Below are 15,695 nucleotides of genomic sequence, written 5' to 3'. Positions count from 1 at the left end.
TCCCGCAGACATGAGCGCTGCGGCAAGCAAAGCCTTCTTCATCCTCTCCTCCATATCTTCACAAAGGCCGGGCGCAGTACTACTAACTTTACCCGATGGTTTACAAAGTGAGCGAAAACGCTTGCTACAAGTAGTGCCATCCGACCCATTCATGGACTCTGCCATCTTTGCCCGTGTCGCGGGCGTTCACAGCTGCTGCGAGGAAGCTGAAACGGTATTCTGTTGCCTGCTTTCTTGTGCTCTAAATCAATGTATCAAAGCCGGGTCAGCGAAGCGAATGATGAATGCGCTGGCGTTGTGAATTTTCATCAAATCACCGGGAGACGTTGAACGATCACGTCCTGGATGATTTTTCCCTTCGTCAAACGATCATTCCAGGAAACAGGACCCTTTCCCACCCCTCCCAAACACGGCTCAACACGCTTCCCCTATCTTTTGCTACCTGATCTCATTTCACGTTAATGAATTTTATTTAATCTCATCGCTCTTGCATCGAGATAATCCAAGAAGAATCCTTGGGTATGAATTAATCATCCACCTCATTAATTTCCATTGATCGTAGATAGAAGATATCCACTTATCTTAATTTTTATTTAATCATTCAGTATGGCCATATAATTCCGTCAACTCATTTTCGAAAGAATTCCAACTCGGCATTGCACAATTCGCACTCTGGACGGAACGAAATGGGGCACAGCAAACTTTTATGCCATGAGATTCGATGTCCAAAACCCGTAAACTCAACATACCAGGGCTTATCTGTAAGCGTCGATACTCATTGACTCCGACGCGAGGGTTTTGAATGCGGTCTACTGGAGCACTTACCGTCAAAAACCCACGCGAGAGCGAGCCGCTGTGGTGGAATGGTCCTATTTACGCACGCGCCGACAAGATCGCTCAAGCCTTGCCATCACGGTCCTGGCGTCGCCTCGACGATAAACGCGAGCATGCGTACTACGTCGTCTATGCACCTCGAAGCAAGGTCACCTGCCAGACCGTGGTCAGCGTTGCGGGCAGGCGATGGGAAATCGAAGTCGGATTCGAGGCCGCCGAGGGAGAGTGTGGCCTCGACCAATACGCATTGACCATGTAATCCGGTGGTCAACGTGATTTTTGAGTACAAATCACCAGGAAGCACTTGCACACCGTGTGGGACACATGCACCAGCCTGAGCACGGACCGCACCATCCCGCATCACGTCCGCCCGTCCATCCTGCGGCTTGCGCTGACCCGCAACCCCTTGCCCTGCAACGCTCCGAGGACAAAAACTCACCTCTTGGCATAGTTTCTGCTTTTTGGATGCCATCTTGTATTCAAGATTGCACTCATGCCAACAACGACTCCATTCAAGATTCGAGCGCTGCTTCATGCTTATGCGAGCGGTGAGAACACGCCCCGTGAGATTCTCGAAGCGGTAAGCGCGCGTATTGACGGCGCCGCGCGCCCGGAAATCTGGATCTCGCGCGTGAACGCGGCCGATCTCGCCGCACGCGCTGCCGCACTCGAAGCAGCCCTGGCCCGTCACGGCGCGGCTGTTTTCGAGCGGTTGCCGCTGTTCGGCGTGCCCTTCGCGGTGAAGGACAACATCGACGTCGACGGCCTGCCGACCACCGCAGCCTGCAACGCATTCGCATACACGCCCGGCAGCACGGCGTTCGCTGTCGCCCGCCTGCTCGACGCCGGCGCCGTCCTCATCGGCAAAACGAATCTCGATCAGTTCGCCACCGGCCTCGTGGGAACGCGCTCGCCGCATGGCGGCGTACGGCAGTTCGAGTCCGACCGGCACATCTCGGGCGGATCGAGTTCCGGCTCGGCCGTTGCCGTTGCGGCGGGACTCGTCGCCTTTTCGCTCGGCACGGATACGGCGGGCTCGGGGCGCGTGCCGGCAGGCTTCAACGAACTCGTGGGTCTCAAACCCACGCCGGGGCTCGTGAGCAAGCGAGGCGTGGTGCCCGCGTGCCGGAGCCTCGATTGCGTGTCGATCTTCGCGCACGACGTGGGCGACGCCTGGCAGGTCTTGCTGCAGATGGCGAAGTACGACGCCGAGGACAGCTACGCGCGGCGCCTGCCGGCGCTCGGCCTGCCCCATGCGCCGCTGCGTCTCGCGGTGCCCGAGCCGCTGACCTTCTTTGGCGACGGAGAAGCGCAGCAGGCCTTTGCGGCAACGCTCGATGCGATTGCGACCCGCCTGGGCTCCGCTCCCATACGTGTGCCGTTCGAACCGATGCAGCGCACGGCTGCGCTGCTTTACGATGGCCCGTGGGTGGCCGAGCGGCGCGCCGCGCTCAGTACCTTCTTCGAAACGAATCGCGCCGACATCGATCCGGTCGTCGCCGAGATCATCGCGAAGGCTGACCGCTACAGCGCCGCCGACGCGTTCAACGGCCAGTACGCCCTCGCCGCGCTACGGCGCGAAGTCGAAGCGATGTTCGAAACCTTCGACATCCTGATCGTACCCACCACACCCACGCATCCGACCTTCGACGCGGTGCGAGCGGACCCGATCGGCGCGAACAGCCAGCTTGGCGTCTACACCAACTTCGTGAACCTGCTGGACCTGTGCGCGCTCGCCGTGCCGGGCCCGCGCCGCGCCGATGGCTTGCCCGCGGGCATCACGCTGATCGCGCCCGCCGGCGCCGACCAGCGGCTCGCCGTGCTGGGCGCTCAGATCCAGGCGCTTTTCATGGCGGGCCGCTCATCGGGGCTGGCAGGCGATGCCGCCGCGATTGCGGCTCAGCCGCTGCCCTTCGAGGAGCCCACCATCACGCTCGCGGTGGTCGGCGCCCATCTGCGCGGTCAACCGCTCTGCTGGCAGATGCGAGAGGCCGGCGCACGCTTCGTCGAGACGACCACGACTTCGTCGCACCACCGCCTCTATGCTCTCGCCCATACGACGCCAGCCAAGCCCGCACTCGTCCATACGCCGCAACAGGAAGGAATGCCAATCGAAATCGAGCTCTGGGAGATCCCGGCACGCACCTTCGGCACTTTCGTGGCCAACGTGCCCGCGCCGCTCGGCATCGGCAGCGTCCGGACCGCCAACGGCCACACCGTCAAAGGGTTCATCTGCGAGCCGGCCGCCGTGGGACCAGGCAGCGGCGCGCTCGATATCACGTCGTTCGGCGGCTGGCGCGCGTGGCTCGCGAGCGCCGCGCAAGCCGAGGCTCAGTCCGAAACCCCATCCGTCCAGTAGCGCCCTGCCCAATCCAGAGAATCCACGAGGAGCCCAACCATGACCACACGCCGTGACTTTATGAAGAGCGCTGGCGCGCTCGCACTGGGCAGCGCGCTGCCCTTCGATCTGGCCTTCGGCGCCGAACCGCTTACCGTCGGCGTGATCTACGTTGGCTCGCGCGAGGACTACGGCTATAACCAGGCCCAGGCGCAGGCCGCGGCCGTCATCAAGAAGCTGCCCAACGTGAAGGTGGTCGAAGAAGAAAACGTGCCCGAAACCATCGCCGTGCAGAAGACGATGGAGGCGATGATCGAACAGGACGGGGCGACGCTCGTCTTCGCGACTTCGTTCGGCTACTTCGATCCGCACGTGCTGAAGATGGCCGCCCGATATCCGAAGGTGCACTTCGCGCACTGCGGCGGCCTCTGGAAACAGGGCGACCCGGCCAATATCACGAGCTACTTCGGTTATATCGACGAATGCCAGTACCTGAACGGCGTGGTGGCGGGCCATGCGAGCCAGTCGAAAAAACTCGGCTTCGTCGCGGCCAAGCCCATCCCGCAGGTGCTGCGCAACATCAACTCGTTCACGCTGGGCGCGCAGAGCGTCGACCCATCCATCACCACGCACGTGATTTTCACGGGCGACTGGTCGATGCCCGTCAAGGAAGCGGAGTCGGCGAACAGTCTCGTGGATCAGGGATGCGACGTCCTCACCTGCCACGTCGACGGGCCCAAGGTCGTGATCGAAACCGCGGAAAAGCGCGGCGTCATGAGCTGCGGCTATCACGCGAGCCAGGCCGCGCTCGCGCCCAAGGGCTACCTGACCGGTGCCGAGTGGGACTGGGCCACGCCCTACAAATTGCTCGTCGCCCAGGCCCAGGCCGGAAAGGCGCAGCCCAATATCTTGCGCGGCGGTCTGCGCGAAGGCTTCGTGAAGATGTCGCCCTACGGCGCGAAGGTGACGCCCGGCGCGCGCACGAATGCCGACGCGGTAAAGGCGAAGATGGTCGCCGGCCAATACGTCATCTTCAAGGGGCCCATGAAGGACAACAAGGGCGGCAATGCCATCACGGCCGGCACGAGCTACGCGCAAACCGACATCGCGCTCGAAAACATGAATTACCTCGTAGCCGGCGTCGTCGGCCAGATCTGAGGGCGCCCGCGCCTTCGCCAGGAGTTGCGATGTCTGCTTCCGTTTCGCCCGCTCACGGGTCGCACGGCCTCTCGCCCGGCGTGGCCCGTCTGGTGCTTGCCGTGCTGCCCGCGCTGCCGACGGCCTGTGCCGTGGTTTCCACGCTCGCGCTCTTCGGCGCCTTCCTGCTCGTGCAAGGTCAACCGGCGGCCGATGCGCTCGGCCTCATCGCCGAAGGTGCGTTCGGATCGTCGTTCGCATGGCAGAACACGCTGCTGCGCGCCGCGCCGCTCATGTTCACGGCGCTGTGCGTCGCCCTGCCCGCCCAGGTCGGGTTGATCGTGATAGGTGGCGAGGGCGCGCTCGCGCTGGGCGGTCTCGCGGCGGCCGTGATGCCGCAATGTCTGCCGCCTGCCACGCCCTGGTTCGTCGCCACGCCCCTCATGGCCATTGCCGGCATGCTCGCGGGCGGTCTATGGATTGGCGCGGTGGGTGCCCTGCGCCAGTGGCGCGGCGTGAACGAGACCATCAGCAGCCTCTTGATGTCGTACATCGCGATCGCCGTTTTCAAGTTCCTCGTGGAAGGACCGCTGCGCGATCCTGCGAGCCTGAACAAGCCCTCGACGCTGCCGATTCCCGATGCCATGTCCGTCGGCTCGCTGCCCGGACTCGACGTGCACTGGGGCCTCTTCTGGGGTGTGCTCGCCTGCCTGGCCGCCTGGGTGCTCGTGCGTCAAAGCACGCTGGGCTTTGCGATGCGCGTGGCCGGCGGCAACGTGCGGGCGGCGCGTCTCGTCGGCCTGCCCGTGAGCGGGCTCGCCCTCGCGGCCTGCGCGATGGGTGGGGCATCCGCGGGACTCGCCGGCATGTTCGAGGTCGCCGCCGTGCAGGGCAGCGCCAACGCCTCGCTGCTTTCGGGCTATGGCTATGCGGGCATTCTCGTGGCCTTCGCGGCGCGCCAGAACCCGCTGGCGGTGATCGTCTGCGCCATGCTGATCGGCGGCATCGAGTCGAGCGGCAGCCTGCTGCAGCGCCGCCTCGATCTGCCCGACGCCGCCACGCTCGTGCTGCAAGGCCTGCTGTTCGCGAACCTGCTGGCCTGGGAGGCGCTCAGCCCTCGCCTCGCGCAGTGGCGCGTCAGGCTGCAGGCCGATTCTCTGCCGGTTTCCGCCATTTCGCCGGAGCGCGCTCACCATGCCTGATCTTCACTCGCCCGCGGCCGTGCTGCTGCTTTCGCTCTTCGCCGGCGCCATACGCGTTAGCACCCCTTACCTGTTTGTGAGCCTGGGCGAATGCCTCACGGAAAAGGGCGGCCGCGTCAATCTCGGCCTCGAAGGCATCCTCGTGTCCGGCGCGATGTGCGGCTACGCGGCGTCGTATCTCTCGGGTTCGCCGTGGATAGGCGTGCTTGGCGCCGCGCTCGCGGGACTCGTGCTCGGCGGCCTGCATGGACTCGTCTGCTCGCTGCCGCGCGTCTCGGATATCGCGTTCGGCATTGCGATGATGCTGTTCGGCACCGGCCTCGCGTTTTACGTTGGCAAACCGTTCATCGAACCGCAGGCGCCGATGCTGCCGTCTATCGATCTCGGCGCCTGGTCTTCGTCGCCGCAGTTGCACAATGCGCTGCACGTCAATCTGTTATTCGTCATCGGCATAGCACTGGCGTTCGCTCTGCAGTGGGGCCTGCGCTCGACGCGCTGGGGCATGACGCTGCGGCTCGTCGGGGAGAACGCCGAAAGCGCTCGCGCGATGGGCTATCCGGTCACGCGCGTGCGCGTGATTGCAACCGCCGTGGGCGGACTGTTCGCGGGTGTGGGCGGTGCGTATCTCTCGCTCGTCTATCCCGGTAGCTGGAACGAAGGGTTGTCGAGCGGCCAGGGCCTCATGGCCGTCGCGCTCGTGATCTTCGCGCGCTGGCAGCCGCTGCGCTGCCTGTGGGCCGCGCTGCTGTTCGGCGCCGCGGGCGCGCTCGGTCCCGCGCTGCAGGCCATCGGCGTGACGACCGGCTACTACCTGTTCAACGCGGCGCCTTATGTGCTGACGCTTGCGCTCATGATCGCGAACTGCCGCCCCGACCGCACGCTCGCGGGAGCGCCCGGCGAACTGAGTCTCACGCGATAAGCGCAAATTAATCAATATGGATACCTGATCGAAATCGCAACGCGCCCGCTTCCCGGGCACGTGCCCCGGAGAATCCCATGACCCGCTACATCGAAGCCCGCCCCTACCCCTGGCCCTACGACGGCAACCTGCGTCCCGACAACACGGCGCTCATCATCGTCGACATGCAGACCGATTTCTGCGGCTACGGCGGCTACGTCGACAAGATGGGCTACGACCTCTCGCTCACGCGCGCCCCGATCGAGCCGATCAAGCGTGTGCTCGGGCTCATGCGCGAGCTCGGCTTCACCGTCATCCACACGCGCGAGGGACATCGTCCGGACCTCTCCGACCTGCCCGCGAACAAGCGTTGGCGCAGCCGCCAGGCGGGCACGAACGGCATCGGTATCGGCGACGATGGGCCTTGCGGACGCATTCTCGTGCGCGGCGAGCCGGGCTGGGAAATCATCGACGAACTCGCGCCGCTACGCGGAGAAATCGTCATCGACAAGCCCGGCAAGGGCTCCTTTTGTGCGACCGATCTCGAACTGATCCTGCGCACGCGCGGCATCGCCAATCTCGTGCTCACCGGCATCACGACCGACGTGTGCGTCCATACGACGATGCGCGAGGCCAACGACCGCGGGTTCGAATGCACCGTGCTGGCCGACTGCTGCGGCGCCACCGACCAGGGCAACCACGACGCCGCGCTCAACATGATCCTCATGCAGGGCGGCGTGTTCGGCACCGTGTCCGATTCGGCGGCGTTCGCTGCCGCGCTGGAGCGCTGATCATGGCCACCGCCATGCGTGCGCTCGGCATCGAGGTGATCGGTGCAGGCAAGTCGTTCGGCGCGTTTCGCGCGCTCGACGACGTTTCGCTTAAGGTGGCGCCCGGAACCGTTCACGCGCTTCTCGGCGAGAACGGCGCGGGCAAGAGCACGCTCGTGAAGGGGCTTGTGGGCTACGGCGTGCTCGACCACGGCGCGATACTGGCCGATGGGCGCGAGGTGCGCATCGCCTCGCCGCGCGACGCGCAGGCGCTGGGTATCGGCATGGTCTACCAGCATTTCACGCTGGCGGCGGGTCTTTCCGTGGAGGAGAACCTGTTGCTTGCGCGCGGCAGCCTGCCGTGGCGGATCGACTGGACTGCCGAACGCGCGGGGCTCGCGGCGTTCATGCGCCGCATGCCGTTTCGCATCGCACTGGATGCGCCGGTCTCGTCGCTTGCCGCGGGAGAGAAACAGAAGCTCGAAATTCTCAAACAACTGTATTTGCAGCAACGCTTCCTGATCCTCGACGAGCCCACCTCCGTGCTCACCCCGCAGGAGGCCGACGAGGTGCTCGGCCTGATGCGTACGCTGGCTTCGCGCGGCGACCTCACGGTGCTGATGATCACGCACAAGTTCCGCGAGGTGATGGCCTATGCCGACGACGTGACGGTGCTGCGCAAGGGCCGCTTCGTCGGCGCCTGCGCGGTGGCCGATACCGACCGCGATCGGCTGGCGGCGTGGATGATGGGCACCGAAGCGAGCGCCGAAGCGCGTGCAGGCGCTGCCGAAGACGCCGGCAAACTGCGGCCCGCGCGGCCGCCCTGCCCGGCCGATGCGCCCGTGCGGCTCGCACTCTCGAATCTCTCGATCGTCGACGACCGCGGCCACGCGGCCGTGCGCGAAGCGACGCTCGAAGTGCGGGCAGGCGAAATTCTCGGACTTGCCGGCGTGTCGGGCAACGGCCAGAAGGAGCTGATCGAGGCGCTCGTGGGCCAGCGCAAGGTCCGGTCGGGCGAGATGACCGTGGAAGGCGCGCCCTATGCAGCGACGCGCGAAGCGATGACGCGCCTGCGCGTGTTCGCGCTGCCCGAGGAGCCGCTGCGCAATGCCTGCGTGGCAGGCATGAGCGTGGCCGAGAACATGGCCCTGCGAGATTTCGATCGTATCCCGCTGCGCCGCGGCGGCTGGTGGCTCGACCGCCGCGCCATGCGTGTGCGCGTCGGGCGGCTGATCGCCGAGTTCAACGTCAGGCCACCGCAAACGGAGCGCGCCATCGGCACGCTGTCCGGCGGCAACGTGCAGCGCGCCGTGCTGGCGCGCGAGTTGGGGCAGCCCGTGAACGTGCTGATCGTCGCGAATCCGGTCTTCGGTCTCGACTTCGCTTCGGTCGCGGATATTCACTCACGCATCCTGGCCGCGCGCGATACCGGCGCGGCCGTGCTGCTCGTGAGCGAAGACCTGGACGAACTGCTGGAACTGGCCGACCGCATCGTCGTGATGGCCGAAGGGCGGCTCGTGTACGAGACGGCCGCCAGCGAGGCCGACCGCGTGGCGCTCGGACGTCACATGGCCGGCCACGGCGACGAAAGCGCGCCGCCGGTGGCCGAACCCGCGGTGCTGCATGCCGGCGCATGAACCAGGCAGAGGCCAGGCAAGGATGCGATGAAGTACCCGCCAAAAGAAGGAGAAAGTCCACGATGACCACCGTTGCACGGGCGAAGCCCGCACCGTTCACTTTCGACGCGCGCCATACCGCGCTCATCGTCATCGACATGCAGCGCGACTTCATCGAGCCGGGCGGCTTCGGCGAGGCGCTCGGCAACGACGTTTCCCTGCTGGCCGGCATTGTGCCGGCGGTAGCGCGACTGCTGGCGCACGCGCGGGCAGCGGGCTGGCAAATCGTGCACACGCGCGAGTCGCACGCCCCCGATCTCTCCGATTGCCCGCCGGCCAAGCGGCTGCGCGGCACGCCGAATGCACGCATCGGCGATCGGGGGCCGATGGGCCGCATCCTGATTCGCGGCGAACCCGGCAACGCGATCGTCGATGCGCTCGCCCCGCTCGAAGGCGAACTCGTGATCGACAAACCCGGCAAAGGCGCGTTCTACGCCACGCGCCTTGGCGAAGAGCTCGCCATGCGCGGCATCACGCACCTCGTGTTTGCCGGCGTGACAACCGAAGTCTGCGTGCAAACGTCGATGCGCGAAGCCAACGACCGAGGCTACGAATGCCTGCTGATCGAAGACGCGACAGCGAGCTACATTCCCGCGTTTCGCGACGCGACCCTCGCGATGATTCACTCGCAAGGCGGCATCGTCGGCTGGACGGCGCCGCTCGACGCCCTGCTGGAGGCAGCCCGATGACAATGGAATTAAACCGCCCCGCCATCGTCGCGGAGGTGGCGGCAGCCTTCGAGGCATACGAGCGCGCGCTCGTCGACAATGACGTCGCAACGATGAACGCGCTGTTCTGGGACGCGCCCGAAACGGTGCGCTACGGCATTGCGGAGATCCAGCACGGCGGCGAGGCGATCCGCCGCTGGCGCGAAAGCTGCGCGCCGGTGCCGCGCTCGCGGCGTCTCCGTCGCACCGTGGTGACCACATTCGGCAATGACTTCGCAACCGTGAGCACCGAATTCACGAGCGACGCCACACCGCTGACGGGCCGCCAGATGCAAACCTGGGCCCGCATCGGCGCTGCCGACCGGACCTTCGGCGGCTGGACGATCGTGGCAGCGCACGTCAGCCTGATCGAACCGGTCTGAAGGGCGGATAATCACAGGCGTACCGATGCGACGCACACCCCTCGACACCGACGAAACCCGACTCATGGACGACATGCGCGAAGCGACTGCCGAAGCCTCCGGGGCCAAGGCGGCCTATAGCGTGAACCCGCTTGCGGAACAGGTGTACCTGCGGCTCAAGCAGGACATCTTCAGCTTCCGGCTGTTTCCGGGCGACCGCTTTTCCGAAAACGACATCGCACAGCACTACGGCGTGTCGCGCACGCCCATGCGCGATGCGCTATTCCGGCTGCTGCGCGAGGGCTATCTCGAAGTGGGTTTCCGGCGCGGCTGGAAGGTCTGCGACATCGACTTCGACCAGCTCGACCAGCTTTACGACCTGCGTATCGTGCTCGAACTCGCGGCCATCGAACGGCTTTCGACGGCGCCGCACGATTCGATGGAAGCATTGCGGGCCATATGGTGCGTCGACGCTGCGCAGCGCGAGAGCGATCCGGCCGCGATGTTCGTGCTGGACGAGAATTTCCATCGCGGGCTGGTTGGCGCGGCCGGCAACACCGAGATGCTGCGGGTGCATAATGAAGTGACCGAGCGCATCCGCATCGTGCGGCGGCTCGATTTTCTCAAGGCGCACCGCACGAATGCGACCTACGACGAGCACTCGGCCATGCTCAACCTGATCGACCGGGGCAAGTTCGGCGAGGCCAGCCTTCTGCTACGCGCTCACATTACGCAGAGCAAACTGGAAGTGCGCAAGATCACGCTGTCGATGCTCGCGACCGCGCGCGACATGAAGCTGCCGTTCGTGAGCTGACAACGGCGGCGCGCCACTCGCCCAGGCGCGACGCCTTGAAGGACCACCAGACAGCGCGTCGTCACGCGCCCCGCGGCAGACGAACGTCGTCGCTCTCACCCGCCGCGCGTGCCGGCACCCTCATCATCAGCCACACCACCGCGACGAGATAAATCGCGATCATGAAATAGAGGCTCGTCATCGGTTTGCCGGTGTTTTCGACGATTCGTCCGGTAATGACCGGCGCCACCGCCGAGCCGAGATTGCCGAAGCAACTGATCATGGCAATGCCCGCAGCGGCGTCGCGCTTCGGCAGCCGCTCCGTGGCCAGGGCGAACAGCATCGCGGCATTGACGATCGTGCCCGGCACGGCGGCGGTGAGCCCAATCAGTTGCGTGGCGACATGCCCTTGCGCCAGCAGGATCACGGCCGCGCCGGGAGCCGAGATCAGAATGGAGAGCGCGAAGTGCCAGCGACGCTCATGGAAGTGGTCCGAGCTGCTGCCGAACGCCATGAGGGCCAGCACGGTCACGACATAAGGAATGACCGTGCAGAGACCGACCACGAACGGGTCCGGAATCCCCCAGCTCTTGACGATGCTCGGCAACATGAAGGCCAGCGTGTAGCTTCCGCCAAGCGTCAGGAAGTAGGTGACGGTGAATACCCAAACCAGCGGATCGCGGAGCACGCGCAGCGCCGAACCGTGCGCCGGCTGCGCGGCGTGCTCGCGGTCCGCGTCGAGCAATTCGCGCAGCCGCTGCTTCTGCTCCAGCGAAAGCCACGGCGCCTGCTCGGGACGATCGATCAGGAATACGAAGATCAGCACACCGAGTATCGATGCCGGCACGCCATGCACCACGAACATCCACTGCCAGCCCTGCAAGCCGCCGGCTCCGTCGAGGAATTTCAGCACCGCCCCCGAAGTCGGACCGGCCAGGATGCCCGCAATCGGCATCGCGATCATGAACTTCGAAATGATGCGCCCACGCCGCGCGCCAGGAAACCAGTACGTGAGGTACAGCATCACGCCGGGAAAGAAGCCTGCCTCGAACGAGCCGAGCACGAAGCGCACGACGTAGAACTGCAGCGGCGTGCGCACGAACATCAGCGCGCTCTCCGCAATGCCCCAGCAGAACATGATGCGCAGCAGCGTCTTGCGTGCGCCGATCCGGTCGAGCATCAGATTGCTCGGGATCTCGAACATCAGATAGCCGATGAAGAAAATCCCCGCGCCGATGCCGAACACCGTATCGCCCCATTCCAGCCGCTGCGCCATCTGCAGCTTCGCGAAGCCGATGTTGATGCGGTCGACGTAGTTCACGCCATACGCGAGAAACAGCCACGGCATCAGCCGCCAGACGATTGTCGAAAACATCGCCTTGTCGGCCGCCGATCCGGAAACTGTCTCGTTCGGTGCGGGCGCTGCCACTGATGTCATTGCACACTCCTGAATAGAAGTTCGACGCAACGAAACCGAATATACCAATCAGTACAATGTTTATACTACTTGGTACAAACCTCAGGTGGTCCTGCGGAGGCGCATTACCCGATTACCACGTGTCGACGAACGGCATGATCTGCTCGTCAACCTTCGTCGACGCGAGCCCGCGCACGAGCCACGCGCGCGTTTCGGCCGGATCCACGACCGCGTCGATTTCGAGCGTCGCCCCCATGCTCAGCGCCGCGCCGCGCTCGTACTGGCGCGCGAGCAGCTTGTCGAACAGCGCGTCGCGTTCGGGGCCGGCCGGCAGGGCCTCCAGCTCCTTGCGGTAACCCAGCCTGACCGCGCCTTCGAGCCCCATCCCGCCGAACTCGCCGGTCGGCCAGCTGATCGTGAATACGGCCCCGTGGAAGCCACCGGCCGTCATCCCCATCGCACCGAGCCCGTAGCCCTTGCGCAGCACCACCGCGAACACGGGCACGCGCAGATGCGCCCCGGTCACGAACAACCGGCTCACGTGCCGAACCTGCGCGGTCGTCTCGACGTCCGGGCCGACCATGAAGCCCGGCGTGTCGACGAGACTCACGATCGGCAGTCCGTAGAGATTGCACAGCTGCAGGAAGCGCGCCGCCTTGTCCGCCGCGTCCGCGTCGATTGCGCCGCCGAGATGCAGCGGATTATTGGCGATCAGCCCGACCGGGCGGCCCTCGATGCGCGCGAGCGCGGTATGGATCCCGGTGCCGAAGCCCGCGCGCAGCATCAGCAGGCTCTCTTCGTCGACGAGTCCCGTCATTGCCGCGCGCGTATCGTAGACGCGCAGCCGGTTCTCGGGCACCACATGACGCAGCCCGACCGGATCGGGCGCGCGCCAGTCCTTCATCGCGCCCTGAAAGAAGGCCAGATAGCGGCGCGCGACGCCCACCGCCTCGCGTTCGTCGTCCACCAGCACGTCGATCACACCGTTCGCGTGCTGCACATGGCTGGGCCCGATCTGCTCCGGCGTGTAGGCGCCGAGTCCCCCGCCTTCGATCATCGCGGGGCCGCCCATGCCGATGTTGCTGTTGCGCGTGGCGATAATGACGTCACTGCAGCCGAGCAACGCCGCGTTGCCGGCGAAGCAGCGGCCCGCAGCGATACCCACCACCGGCACCTGGCCCGAGAGCACCGCATAGCTCGCGAAGGTGCCGACGTCGAGTCCGGGACCGCGCAACGACTCGTCGCCCGGCCGGCCGCCGCCGCCTTCGGCAAACAGGACAACCGGCAGCTTCTGTTTGAGCGACAGTTCGAGCAGCCGGTCGGTCTTCGCATGATTGAAAAAGCCCTGCGTGCCGGCCAGCACGGTCGCGTCGTACGACATCACCGTCGTGCGGGCGCGTTCCGCGCCGAACAGGGCGCCGTTCACGCCGCCGATTCCGGTGACGATGCCGTCGGCCGGCGTGTTCGCGATCAGGTCGTCGAGCGTGCGGCGGCTGCGCTGCGCGGCAATCGCGAGCGCACCGTATTCGATGAAGCTGCCTTCGTCGCACAGATCCGCGATGTTCTCGCGCGCCGTGCGGCCGCCGCGCGCACGGCGCTTCGCGATCGCTTCCGAACGCGCGGCGTCGAGCGTCAACGCGTGCCGGTCGATCACCTTCTGCAGATCGGCGCGGATGCAGTCCGGATCGCGCGCCGCCTCGGCCGATACCGTTTCCACTGCGGCCGCGTCGACCGGCTCCAGCACCAGCACCGCCTGCCCCTGTGCGAGATAGTTGCCGGGCGCGGCGAGAATCGACATCACGCGGCCCGCGTGAGGCGCCTGCAGCAGATGCTCCATCTTCATCGATTCGAGCACGCCAAGCTCCGCACCGGCCGCCACCACGTCGCCTTCGGAAACGGAAAGCTGCACGACGCGCGCCGGCATCGGCGCGAGCACCGCGTGTTCGGGCGCAGCCGGATGCGCCTCCTGCGATGCGCCGGCCGGAACGCGGGTGCCGTCATCCGTGGGATCCGCATATTCGCGCGCCGCGTCCACCAGCGCCGGCAGCACCGCTTCGAGCCAGCGCGTGTGAATCTGCTGGCTCGCCATCTCCGGCCGGGCGGCCAGCGCGCGCAGCAGCGGCAGGTTGGTCGCGACACCCGCGATGCGGAACTCCGCGAGCGCGCGCAGCGAGCGGCGCAGCGCCGCGTCGAACGACGCGCCGCGCGTATGGACGATCAACTTCGCGAGCAGCGTGTCGTAATGCGGCGAAGGCGAACCGCCCGCGACGCCGTGCGTATCGACGCGAATGCCCGGTCCGGCCGGCAGATCGAAACGCGTGAGCCTGCCGCTGCCCGGCTGCGCCTGACCCTGTGCGTCGAGCGTTTCCGCATTGATGCGCCACTGGATCGCGAAGCCGCGCGGCGCAGGCGGCGCGCCGGGATCGAGGCCGAGATCGGCCAGCCGCTCGCCGGCCGCAATGGCGATCTGCGTCTGCACCAGATCGACGCCCGCTACTTCCTCGGTGATCGTGTGCTCGACCTGCAACCGTGGATTGGCCTCGATGAACACGTAGGGCAGATCGTCTGAGCTTTCGTCGACCAGGAACTCGAACGTCCCCAGCCCCATGTAGCGAACCTCGCGCGCCATGCCAACCGCGTCGGCGACGATGCTCTGCCTTAGCGCGTCGGTCAGCGAGGGACTCGGCGCAATTTCGACAAGCTTCTGGAAGCGCCTTTGCAGCGTGCATTCGCGCTCGCCGAGCGAGAGCACCGCGTGGCCGTCGCCGACGAGCTGGATCTCGATATGGCGCGCGCCGGTCATCAGCCGCTCGACATAGACACCGTCCACGCCGAATGCCGCCTTCGCCTCGCTGCGGCAGCGCTCGTAGGCGGCCGGCAGATCGTCGATCGACGTGACCGCGCGCATTCCGCGCCCGCCGCCACCGCCGATCGCCTTGATCATGACGCTGCCGCCGCGCTGCGCGGCAAAGAACGCCTGCGCTTCTTCGAGCGTGACTGCCTGCTGGCTGCCCGGCATCACCGGCACGCCGCAGCGCTGCGCGAGCGCGCGCGAGTGGGCCTTGTCGCCGAACAGCGCGAGTTGCTCGGGCATGGGGCCGATGAAGCGCAAACCCGCTTGCGCGCACGCGGCGGCAAAATCGGCGCGCTCGCTCAGGAAGCCGTAGCCGGGATGCACGGCGTCGCAACCGTGCTCGCGGGCGATGGCGATCAGCCGCGCGGCGTCCAGATACGCGGCTGGCCCCACCGCGCCTAGCGCGGCGGACTCGTCGGCCGCCCGCACGTGCGGTGCCTCGGCGTCGTCGTCCGCGTAGACGGCGACGCTCGCGATGGCCAGTTCGCGCAATGCACGCACGATCCGCAGGGCGACCTCGCCGCGGTTCGCAATAAGGACTTTGTTGAACAGGGTTCGAGTCATGACAGCGGAATCAATGGGGAGGAAACGGTTAGTGAGTGTTTTGAAATTCGATTTCTGGATTTTTTTTCGTGGGTTTAGTTAGTTAGCCTTTCCTTGTGTTCGTGGTGGTTTGCCAGGGTTGCCCCTGTGCGGGGCGGCACCTA

The 15,695-nt window shown here is 65.7% G+C and carries 12 protein-coding genes and 1 pseudogene; 11 read left to right on the top strand and 2 right to left on the bottom strand.

Annotated elements, in window-relative coordinates:
- From V8683_RS30550 to V8683_RS30500, 11 genes and pseudogenes are all read left to right on the top strand, one after another.
- Nucleotides 1-301 (top strand): hypothetical protein (locus tag V8683_RS30550; protein ID WP_462880724.1); only part of this gene is annotated, 301 nt, incomplete at its 5' end.
- A gap of 537 nt (nt 302-838) precedes the next feature.
- Nucleotides 839-1,078, top strand: a pseudogene (locus V8683_RS30545) (IS701 family transposase); the annotation flags it as partial.
- A 249-nt stretch (nt 1,079-1,327) separates the two neighbouring features.
- Nucleotides 1,328-3,193: an allophanate hydrolase gene (atzF, locus tag V8683_RS30540; protein ID WP_411193080.1), complete on the top strand. Its 1,866-nt coding sequence runs from the start codon at nt 1,328-1,330 to the stop codon at nt 3,191-3,193.
- 39 nt (nt 3,194-3,232) lie between these two features.
- The gene (locus tag V8683_RS30535; protein WP_411193081.1) at nt 3,233-4,330 is read left to right on the top strand and encodes a BMP family ABC transporter substrate-binding protein; all 1,098 of its coding nucleotides are present in this window, start codon (nt 3,233-3,235) and stop codon (nt 4,328-4,330) included.
- Nucleotides 4,331-4,359: 29 nt separating this feature from the next.
- A complete protein-coding gene (locus tag V8683_RS30530) occupies nt 4,360-5,511 on the top strand; it encodes an ABC transporter permease (protein ID WP_411193082.1) in 1,152 nt (383 codons plus the stop codon).
- On the top strand, nt 5,504-6,430 hold the full coding sequence (locus V8683_RS30525) for an ABC transporter permease (RefSeq protein ID WP_411193083.1): 927 nt from the start codon (nt 5,504-5,506) through the stop codon (nt 6,428-6,430). The genes V8683_RS30530 and V8683_RS30525 overlap by 8 nt, the downstream gene beginning before the upstream one ends.
- A 77-nt stretch (nt 6,431-6,507) precedes the next feature.
- Complete coding sequence (gene biuH / locus V8683_RS30520) at nt 6,508-7,200, top strand: biuret amidohydrolase (RefSeq protein ID WP_411193084.1); 693 nt, start codon at nt 6,508-6,510, stop codon at nt 7,198-7,200.
- Nucleotides 7,201-7,202: 2 nt separating this feature from the next.
- Nucleotides 7,203-8,816 (top strand): ABC transporter ATP-binding protein, encoded by a 1,614-nt coding sequence (locus V8683_RS30515; protein WP_411193085.1) that lies wholly within the window; start codon nt 7,203-7,205, stop codon nt 8,814-8,816.
- Between the two features lie 62 nt (nt 8,817-8,878).
- Nucleotides 8,879-9,544, top strand: coding sequence for a cysteine hydrolase family protein (locus V8683_RS30510; RefSeq protein ID WP_411193086.1), 666 nt, complete (start codon nt 8,879-8,881; stop codon nt 9,542-9,544).
- A gap of 2 nt (nt 9,545-9,546) precedes the next feature.
- The gene (hpxZ, locus tag V8683_RS30505; protein WP_411193553.1) at nt 9,547-9,945 is read left to right on the top strand and encodes an oxalurate catabolism protein HpxZ; all 399 of its coding nucleotides are present in this window, start codon (nt 9,547-9,549) and stop codon (nt 9,943-9,945) included.
- Between the two features lie 64 nt (nt 9,946-10,009).
- Nucleotides 10,010-10,738: a GntR family transcriptional regulator gene (locus V8683_RS30500; RefSeq protein WP_411193555.1), complete on the top strand. Its 729-nt coding sequence runs from the start codon at nt 10,010-10,012 to the stop codon at nt 10,736-10,738.
- Nucleotides 10,739-10,799: 61 nt separating this feature from the next.
- Here V8683_RS30500 and V8683_RS30495 read toward each other — a convergent pair whose 3' ends face one another.
- Together V8683_RS30495 and V8683_RS30490 are read right to left on the bottom strand one after the other, a co-directional pair.
- A complete protein-coding gene (locus tag V8683_RS30495) occupies nt 10,800-12,155 on the bottom strand; it encodes an MFS transporter (protein ID WP_411193087.1) in 1,356 nt (451 codons plus the stop codon).
- A gap of 112 nt (nt 12,156-12,267) precedes the next feature.
- Nucleotides 12,268-15,540 (bottom strand): carboxyl transferase domain-containing protein, encoded by a 3,273-nt coding sequence (locus V8683_RS30490; RefSeq protein WP_411193557.1) that lies wholly within the window; start codon nt 15,538-15,540, stop codon nt 12,268-12,270.
- Nucleotides 15,541-15,695 lie beyond the last annotated feature (155 nt).

The organism is Paraburkholderia sp. AV2 (genome assembly GCF_054968425.1).
The sequence above is the reverse complement of the archived record's forward strand: the minus strand, read 5'-3'. Positions and strand labels throughout refer to the sequence as shown.

Coding starts and splice junctions, on each gene's coding strand:
- atzF (WP_411193080.1), top strand. CDS start 1,328: ATGCCAACAACGACTCCATTCAAGATTCGAGCGCTGCTTCATGCTTAT.
- V8683_RS30535 (WP_411193081.1), top strand. CDS start 3,233: ATGACCACACGCCGTGACTTTATGAAGAGCGCTGGCGCGCTCGCACTG.
- V8683_RS30530 (WP_411193082.1), top strand. CDS start 4,360: ATGTCTGCTTCCGTTTCGCCCGCTCACGGGTCGCACGGCCTCTCGCCC.
- V8683_RS30525 (WP_411193083.1), top strand. CDS start 5,504: ATGCCTGATCTTCACTCGCCCGCGGCCGTGCTGCTGCTTTCGCTCTTC.
- biuH (WP_411193084.1), top strand. CDS start 6,508: ATGACCCGCTACATCGAAGCCCGCCCCTACCCCTGGCCCTACGACGGC.
- V8683_RS30515 (WP_411193085.1), top strand. CDS start 7,203: ATGGCCACCGCCATGCGTGCGCTCGGCATCGAGGTGATCGGTGCAGGC.
- V8683_RS30510 (WP_411193086.1), top strand. CDS start 8,879: ATGACCACCGTTGCACGGGCGAAGCCCGCACCGTTCACTTTCGACGCG.
- hpxZ (WP_411193553.1), top strand. CDS start 9,547: ATGGAATTAAACCGCCCCGCCATCGTCGCGGAGGTGGCGGCAGCCTTC.
- V8683_RS30500 (WP_411193555.1), top strand. CDS start 10,010: ATGGACGACATGCGCGAAGCGACTGCCGAAGCCTCCGGGGCCAAGGCG.
- V8683_RS30495 (WP_411193087.1), bottom strand. CDS start 12,155: ATGACATCAGTGGCAGCGCCCGCACCGAACGAGACAGTTTCCGGATCG.